Below are 8,350 nucleotides of genomic sequence, written 5' to 3'. Positions count from 1 at the left end.
GAGAGTGTGGGCAAAGACGCCAGGGGGAAGATCAGGTGTGGATGATGCAGGCATCCGCCTTTAGTTAACCATGCAGTTCATTTGTACAGCGCTCTTTTTCCGGCACCAACCAGCTTTTGCTTAGCGGCATTAGGTCTAAAAGGGATGTCAGTGAGGAAGCGTGCTGAATCTCGGATTCAACAGCATGGCGCTGATGATGCAGATGACTGCACCCCCAAGGACCCGCTTTGGAGGTGGTCGGTGCCCATGAAAATGAGGCGTGACTGAAAGCACCGTGGTTTGATCGGAAGCGGTTGCGAACGAGATTCCCCACCTCCCCCCAGCGCAAAGAATCCGCCGTTTCATGCGTTCCTATCCACTGTCTGCATGCCGCCTCTTCGCACCACCTCCGCTTTTGTCTATCTCATCCTCGTCTCAGGCACCTATGCAGCCCCGGAAGATTCGGGTTTCACCCTGAAGGTGCGGCCGCTGCTGGAGCAGCACTGCACGGACTGCCACGGGGAGGACTCGCAAAAAGGCGGGTTGCGGCTGGACAACCTAGGTGCGGAACTGAACGACCCACGCACGGCGCAGCGCTGGACGCAGGTCTTCGACAAGCTGCGCTCTGGCGAAATGCCGCCACCGAAGCGCGAGCGCCCGCCGCAGGCGGAGGTGGGCGCGGTCACAGGCTTCCTCCAGTCGCGTCTGCATGCCGCGTCTTTGCAACTGCAGCAGAAGCAGGGCCGCGTGATGGTGCGGCGGCTCAACAGCACGGAGTATGAATACACCCTGCGCGACCTCTTCGGAACGAGTGTGGTGCTCAAAGACCTGCTGCCCGAGGACAGCACCACGGCCGGTTTCGACAACGTGAGCACCGGACTGGACCTCTCGGCCACCCATTTTCTGCGCTATCAGGAGGCCGCGGCACGCGCCGTGCAGTCGGTCATTCCCATCAGCCCGCCCCAGCCTTTCAGCGACCGCCGCACGGCGCAGACGATAGTGGACAAAGGCTCCAACTTTAAGCAGACTCTCACCCGGAGCGCGGTGCTGAAGGACGGCGCGCTGACCTTCTACAGCAAGCTGCCGCGCTACGGCCTCTGCGCCACTGCGCCGGTAAAGATGGCCGGGCGCTACAAGGTGACGATGTCTGCCTGCGCGGTGGGCGGGGAGGGGAAGCCGGTGCCTGCGGGATTCATGGTGGTGAATCAAAGCGGACGCGAGGGCCCTGTACTGCGGGAGGTGCGCGAGATCCCGCATGGGGCGCCGAAGGTGATCGAGTACGAGGTCGAGTTGGGGGCGAACCAGGCCTTTGTGCTGAACCTTCTCACCACCTGGGACATCCGCATTTTCAAGAAGCCCATCGAAGAATACACCGGCCCCGGGCTGAAGGTGGAGTGGATGCAGATCGACGGCCCGCTGGATGCATTCCCCCCTCCGGCCTACACCGCTCTATATGGAGACGTGCCTCTCAAGGCGCGCTCCGTGGTGAAAGCAGAGATGACCGGCGCTCGCGTGCCTGTCGTCAATGACAAGCGCAATGAATTTCAGTGGAACGCAGACCCGCTGGTGCCTGCCTCCACCAATCCGCAGGCGGATGCCGAACGCATCCTGCGCGCCTTCCTGCCGCGTGCGTTTCGCCGTCCCGTCAGCGAGGAGGTGCTGAGGCATTACATTGGCAAGGTGAAGCAGCGGCTGGAGCAGCAGTACTGCTTTCACGATGCGATGATGTATGGCTTCAAGCTCATCCTCTCCTCTCCGGATTTTCTCTTTCTGATGGATGCGGAGAGCGCGCAGGCGAATGAGAAAGGAGAGCTCGTCTCCACGCGGCTGGATGATTTCTCGCTCGCCGAGCGTCTGTCGTATTTCCTATGGTCCTCCGCGCCAGATGCGGAGCTCACCATACTCGCCGCAAAGGGCACGCTGCACCAGCCGCAGGTGCTGCGTGCGCAGGTCGAGCGCCTGCTGCAGCACCCGCGTGCGGAGCGCTTCACCGAAAACTTCACCGGCCAATGGCTGGACCTGCGGAAGATCGACTCCACCATCCCGGACCCGCAGCTCTACGCGGACTTTGACTCCCTGCTGCTCGATGCCATGCCGCGGGAGACGAAGCTATTCTTTGAGGAGGTACTGCGCCACGATTTGTCCCTGCTGAATTTCACCGACTCCGACTGGAGCATGCTCAATGAGCGCCTCGCCGTTTTGTATGGCATCCCAGGCGTGCAAGGGGCTGAGTTTCGCAAAGTGAAGCTCCCACCCGAGGCGCATCGCGGTGGAGTCATGACGCAGGGCAGCGTACTGAAAGTCACCGCGGACGGCACGCGCACCTCTCCCGTGCTGCGTGGCACATGGGTGCTAAATCGCATCCTCGGCAAGCCGCCCGCGCCCCCGCCGCCGGATGTGCCTGCCATCGAGCCGGACATCCGTGGCGCCACCACCATCCGTCAGCAGCTTGATAAACACCGCAACACGCCCGCCTGTGCCACCTGCCACAACCACATCGACCCGCCCGGCTTCGCTCTCGAAAACTTCGATCCCATCGGCAACTACCGTGAGTTCTACCGTGGAACCGAGCGCACGAAAGCCTTTCCCATGCCCCTCTTTCCCACCAGCGGCCGAGGCATCTATCGCGGTGCCGATGTGGAGCAGGGCGGCACCACGCCGGAGGGCAGGCCTTTCAAAGACATCGCTGATTACAAGAGGCTCCTGCTGGAGGACAAAGACCAGCTCGCACGGAGCCTCACGCAAAAGCTCATGATCTACGCCACTGGCGCGGACATCCAGTTCGCCGACCGCGAAGTGATCGAGCAGATCGTGGCCACGCTTCGCACGAAAAACTACGGGCTGCGCACCCTCGTGCATGAGATTGTACAAAGCCGAGTTTTTCTGAACAAGTGACCTCAGCAGCCACGCGAAACATGAATAGAACAGGATTAATTCAGTGCATCCTAGCTGGGATGGTTTTGCTTTTTCAGGGAAAGACAAGGGCAGCCGATGTGGATGTGCTCTCGTGGGGGAGCATCCGGGAAACGAGGCCTGAATTTTATGAGGCCCTGATGTTATCTTCATTCAACGAGTTGAGAAATCAGCACCCAAACGCTGGGAAGATCACCCGTGTCGCGGCGGTGGGTGGTTGGGGGCCAAACTATGCGTGCACACTGTTCGAAGAAAAATCGGAAAAATCAGTGGTGATTGAGGTGGTGTCTTATCTCCCAGTGGAGGCCTCGGGCCGCATGCAATCGACCTTGCTCCGCATCAAGCTTACCGAGGAAAAGGACATTCAAAATGCCGTGTTGCTCATGACTCAGGCCCTAGGCCCTATGAAGTGGGATAATGCATTCGGCAAAAAGCCCCTCGGGGAAGACTCTGATATTCTCATGTTTGAAAAATACGAACAAAATGTTGGTCAGTATAGTATCAACGCTTACTTGCCGGAGCCGTCCCGAAAAGCTCTTGCTGACCTCAAAAAGATGGCAATGCGATTCTCCCAGTTAAAACAGGGCAAATGAATTCCAACCTGATGATGTGACTGCACCGATGCATGAAATCGCACAAAGCCGCGTCTTCTTGAACATATAACCGTAATCATCCACAGCCATGCCAGCCCCACGACTCGACCGCCGCACCTTTCTGCGATCCTCCGGCATCGCCATCGGCCTGCCGTTTTTGGAGGCGATGATTCCCGCTTCGGCGAATGAGGCGAAGAAGGCTCTCAAGGCCGCGCCGCGAATGGTGCTGGTCGGCCAGCCACTGGGCATGTACGGGCCAAACTTTTTCCCTGAGAAGCCTGGCAAAGACTACCTGCCCAGCCGCTACCTGAAGAATCTGCAGGCGCATCGCGATCAGTTCACGGTTTTCTCCGGAATGTCGCATCGCTATGCAGCGGGGCATTTCGCGGAGGTGGGAATCTTCACCGGCGTGGCTCCGGAACGCATCCGCGACAAGGACATCAAAAACGGCATATCGCTCGATCAGGAAGTCGCCTCGCACCTCGGTAATCAAACACGCTTTCCCTCCCTCATCCTCGGCGGAGGCGATGTGGCGTGGAACCGCCGCGGCGTGCGCATTCCCTCCGAACAGCGCGCCACCAATGTCTTCAAAAGACTCTTCATCGCCGGCACTCCTGAGGAGGAAGCCCGCGAACTCCAGCGCGTGAAGGACGGCCAGAGCATCCTCGATGACGTAGGTTCTCAGATCAAAGCCCTGAACCGACGCGTTAGCAGCACGGACCGCGATCGTCTGGACCTCTTCCTCTCCTCAGTGCGCGAGGCCGAGCAGACCCTGCAGCAGGACGAGCACTGGAGCACCACGCCGAAGCCGCACGTGGACTTCGCCACACCCACCACCGAGCCCAGCGGCCCGCAGCTTTTGGAGCGCTCACGGCTGTGGTATGACATCGTACACCTGTCCTTGCAGACAGATTCCACCCGCGTCGTCTCGCTGTGGATCGGTTCGCAGGAGCGCCCGGAGATCACCGGCGTGAACCTCGGTCATCACGACGCCTCCCACCACGGCCAGGACCCCGCCAAGCTGGAGCAACTCGCGCTGATTGAAGAGGCAGAAATCAAACTCTTCGGCGAGTTTTTGGAGAAGATGAAGCAGAGCCAGGAAGGTGGTCAGTCCCTGCTGGACCACACCGCCGTGCTTTACACGAGCAACCTCGGCAACTCCTCCTCCCACGACAACAACAACCTCCCCATCCTGCTCGCTGGCGGCGGTTTCAAACACCAAGGCCATCTGGCCCACGACACGAAAAACAACACGCTGCTGTCCAATCTCTACGTCCGCATGCTCCACCACATGGGCATCGAAGCACCGACCTTCGGCGCGAGTAATGGCGTGGTGAGCGAAGTGTAGCCGAATGTGAAACAGGCTGCCAGCCTGTGGCATGAAAGTCGGCGAACGAGTCTCGCTGTCGAACCGGTCGTAGGATGGGTGTGGCGACAGCCCGCCCGTCTGCCAGCGTTCTGCAAATACCACGGCATACGGACACCTTCGCTGTTGGTCGGTTCGGCGAAGAAGGCCATAGAACATAGCAGCGCCCCGTACGCCAAACACAACCCACCTATGCCCCATGCGCTGCGCCATCCTAGGTTGATCTCATACCGTCAGTTTCTGTTCCCCTGCGGCAAACCCAACTCTCCCGGGATCCGCCCCGCACCAAAGAGAAATTACAACTGATCGAGACCCCATCGTTGGTAGGCAGACTCGTCGAGCACTGAACTGCAAGCAAGCCGCAGACAGCGCAGAAATGCCACACCGTTTTCTCCTTCTTCAACCGTGAAAAATATGAAGCGCCCACCTGGAATCTTGGCCTCGATTCGGTTTCCGTCGCAGATAACGCGCAAGTTGCCGCTTTGCGGATTCGATTGAATCGCTTGTAGAGTCCTGCCTAATTCAGCGACATGCTCCTCGCTGGCGTGTCCTTGACGCACCTCGGTTGTGGACATTCCAAGCCCGTGGTGAAAGGCCAGCACGTGATAAACTCCGTCCTCATCGCGCTTGAACTCAAGCTGCCATCGTACAGGTGGAATGCTCTCGATCTCCAGTTTGATGTATTCAGGGTACTGGATTGCATGGAGATTAAACGATGGAACAAAGGTTCACTCAAAAATCTTCCGATGCGGATTGATGAAAGCCCACGCCGCAGCTCCCACCAGATAAAGAATGCCGATGAGGCAGACGGGCGCGTTCCAATGGTAGTGCTCCTGCAGCCAGATGACGATCAGCGGGCAGATCACACTGCCGATCTGGCCGCTCGTGTTCATGGCCGCACCCACCACGCCCGTGTGGCTGCCACCCACGTCAATGACAGTTCCCCAGGAGGCACCGAGGGTAAACATGCTGGCAGCCACTGCAGTGGCGATGCACCACGCCGCGAGTTCAGGTTGTCTGGCAGTCGCGGCCATCAGCATGGCGATGCCCGCCACCAGGTAGGACGTGGCTCCCACGCCCACACGCCCGATGCGCAGCCCGAAACGGCGCACAGCTGCATCCGTGGCCAGCCCTCCCAGCAGATCCGCCACCGGGCTCAGCAGCAGCGGCAGACCCGTGAAGAAGCCCAGCCGCATCGAGTCAAAGCCGTGTTGCTCACGCAGGTAATCTGGCAACCAGGTGATGCAGAAGTAGAAGCCGAAGCTGTTAGGAAAATACATCAGGCAGAGCGGCAGCGTGTTGCGATGCAACAGCAACTGTCGCCAGTAGGCCCATCCTGCGTGATGCCCGGCGCTGGCATCACGCCCCGCCACGATCTTTTCCAACTCTGCCGCATTCACCGCAGGATGCTCCTCCGGATCGTCGCGGAACCACCTGAACCAGGCCAGTGCCCAAAGAAGCCCGGGAATGCCGAAGATTACAAAAGTCCAGCGCCACCCGCACATTCCCGCCACAGCCAGCGTGATCATGGGCGTCAGTCCGCCTGCGATATGCGCGGCGGAAAAGAAGATGCCCTGAATGGTGCCGCGCTCGGTGCGGGGGATCCAGCGTGAGAATGTCCGCGCCATGTTTGGCCACGCGCCTGCTTCTCCGGCACCAAACAGAAAGCGGATGACCATCATGGATCCAAGGCTCCACGCGGCGGCGGTGGCCATGGTAAATGCCGACCACCATGCCACGATGCGCGTCAGCACCCGGCGCGTTCCGATGCGGTCCGCCCACCATGCCGTCGGAATCTCGAATACCGCATACGCGATGGCAAAGGCGCTGAAGATCCAGCTCATCTCGTCCTTGCTGAGACCGAGTTCGCGGCGGATGTCCGGCGAAAGAGTGGCGATGCAGGCACGATCAAGGTACGTGAGGGCGCCGAGCGCCAGCATGAAGCCGACAACACGATAACGAACGCGGGTAGGGCAGGGCATCGGGCAATGAACGAGGCGGCAGGGGGTGTTCAATCCGCCAGTTTGGGCTTCCTCCATTCAAGACTTCTTTTTGAGGTGGGGCTTGCCACAGGATCAAGCTCATTTTAAAAAACACATGTAAATTGTTTCACCTCACCACTCCCACCCATGAGCCGTACGTCTGAGCCCGCTTGCCCAGAACCCGCCAATGAAACACTCTCGCCATCGGCGTTTGAAAAGTCGCTGATTCGCTACGTGCTGAGGCGCAAGGGGCTGCTGTCCCTGGTGGTGCCACTGCTGCTGGGCGGGCTGGGCTGGGGAATGAGGCAGATGGCGGAGCACGCCTCCAGGGAAACCTGCGAACAGCATCGCGCGGCCTTGGAGCAAGCGCGGACCGACGCGACGGTCGCGACTGTTCTCACAAAGAGGGCGTTGGAAGACATCAAAGCAAAGGAGGCAGAGATGGCGGAGCTGCAGAAAAGCCTGCAGACGGCCAGGGCACAGATGGAAGCGGTGCTGAAGAAAACGGAGAAGCTCCCCGAGGAACTGGCAAAGATCGAGAAACTGCGCGGGGAGCTGGCGACGGTGAAGAAGATCGCTGATTTGCAGGGGGATGTGAACAGGATCATTGACAGCCTGGTTAAGGACAAGGACTTTCAAAAATCACTGACAAGCAGTGTCTCGGAGGAGATCGCCAAAGTGGCTTCACAGGCGGGGAGGCTGGAGGAGGAGACAAAGCAGCTGGCGGTGCGGCTGGAAGCGCATGAAGATCAGGTAGGGCGTCTGTCGGCCCATCCACTGATCGGCGGTGTACCCTACAGGGTGGCACATGTGGACAGCAATCCAAAGGAAGACTTCATCGCTGTTCATCAGGCCTCCTCGCTGCCGCGGGAGGTTGGACGTGTGTTTTACGATGCAAAATCTGACCGCGCGCAGTTTTTTCGCCTGTCCACCAGCACCTCCCACGAGGCGGACAAGGACGGCAAGGCACCCGTGCCGCGCTGTCATGTGCTGTTCAAGGGATGGATGCCAGAAAAGGCCTTGAAGATCGACCGGGATTCGTTCCGGGCGGGAGAGGCGACGATGATCGAGCTGCAGGACGGGCTGGAACTGGAAGACCAGAGGCTGCGGGACGAGCCTGGCTACGATAAACGGCCTCTGGCGGTTTTTGAAGGGCACAACATGCCGCTGTTCACCACGGGCCGAACGCAGCCGGGATGGATGGAGGTGACCTTTGAAGGCTGGATGGCCGTGACCAACGGCAAGCGCTCGAACGAAAACGGCTACAAGTCCTACCTGACTCCCGCTATGCCGTGATCCACCAAAACAGTGCGGAGCCTGGAAGATGCCACAGCTATGTGGCATCAGAAACTTCCCCTCAAACTGGTGCGCCCGTCAGGAATCGAACCTGAATCTGCGGCTTCGGAGACCACCATTCTATCCGTTGAACTACGGGCGCTTTGTTTCGGGCCCGATGCTTCGCATGCGCTCTGCGGGGCGGCAAGTCGTTTTCGGGGCGATGTGTCAGATCCTGATCC

Annotated in this window: 6 protein-coding genes and 1 tRNA gene; 4 read left to right on the top strand and 3 right to left on the bottom strand. The window is 59.6% G+C overall.

Annotation, left to right across the window (positions count from 1 at the left end; genetic code table 11):
• The first annotated feature begins 366 nt into the window (after positions 1 to 366).
• The 3 genes from ACILSR_RS26840 (at position 367) to ACILSR_RS26830 (ending at position 4,833) form a co-directional block, all read left to right on the top strand.
• Positions 367 to 2,874, top strand: a complete 2,508-nt coding sequence (locus ACILSR_RS26840; RefSeq protein WP_395752897.1) for a DUF1592 domain-containing protein — start codon at positions 367 to 369, stop codon at positions 2,872 to 2,874.
• A gap of 59 nt (positions 2,875 to 2,933) precedes the next feature.
• Positions 2,934 to 3,485, top strand: a complete 552-nt coding sequence (locus ACILSR_RS26835; RefSeq protein ID WP_395752896.1) for a hypothetical protein — start codon at positions 2,934 to 2,936, stop codon at positions 3,483 to 3,485.
• Positions 3,486 to 3,573: 88 nt separating this feature from the next.
• Positions 3,574 to 4,833, top strand: coding sequence for a DUF1552 domain-containing protein (locus ACILSR_RS26830; RefSeq protein WP_395752895.1), 1,260 nt, complete (start codon positions 3,574 to 3,576; stop codon positions 4,831 to 4,833).
• Positions 4,834 to 5,147: 314 nt separating this feature from the next.
• On the opposite strand, the gene ACILSR_RS26825 is transcribed toward ACILSR_RS26830, so the two are convergent.
• Both ACILSR_RS26825 and ACILSR_RS26820 read right to left on the bottom strand, forming a co-directional pair.
• Positions 5,148 to 5,453: a hypothetical protein gene (locus ACILSR_RS26825; protein WP_395752894.1), complete on the bottom strand. Its 306-nt coding sequence runs from the start codon at positions 5,451 to 5,453 to the stop codon at positions 5,148 to 5,150.
• A gap of 126 nt (positions 5,454 to 5,579) precedes the next feature.
• A complete protein-coding gene (locus tag ACILSR_RS26820) occupies positions 5,580 to 6,833 on the bottom strand; it encodes an MFS transporter (protein ID WP_395752893.1) in 1,254 nt (417 codons plus the stop codon).
• Between the two features lie 147 nt (positions 6,834 to 6,980).
• Here ACILSR_RS26820 and ACILSR_RS26815 point away from each other — a divergent pair, with 147 nt between their 5' ends.
• Entirely contained in the window at positions 6,981 to 8,129 is a 1,149-nt protein-coding gene (locus ACILSR_RS26815; RefSeq protein WP_395752892.1) for a hypothetical protein, read from the top strand.
• A 67-nt stretch (positions 8,130 to 8,196) separates the two neighbouring features.
• On the opposite strand, the gene ACILSR_RS26810 is transcribed toward ACILSR_RS26815, so the two are convergent.
• Positions 8,197 to 8,271 (bottom strand) — tRNA-Arg (locus tag ACILSR_RS26810).
• Positions 8,272 to 8,350 lie beyond the last annotated feature (79 nt).

The sequence above is a fragment of the Prosthecobacter sp. genome, assembly GCF_044222565.1.
Taxonomy (GTDB): domain Bacteria; phylum Verrucomicrobiota; class Verrucomicrobiia; order Verrucomicrobiales; family Verrucomicrobiaceae; genus Prosthecobacter.
This window is presented reverse-complemented; position numbering and strand designations above follow the sequence as displayed.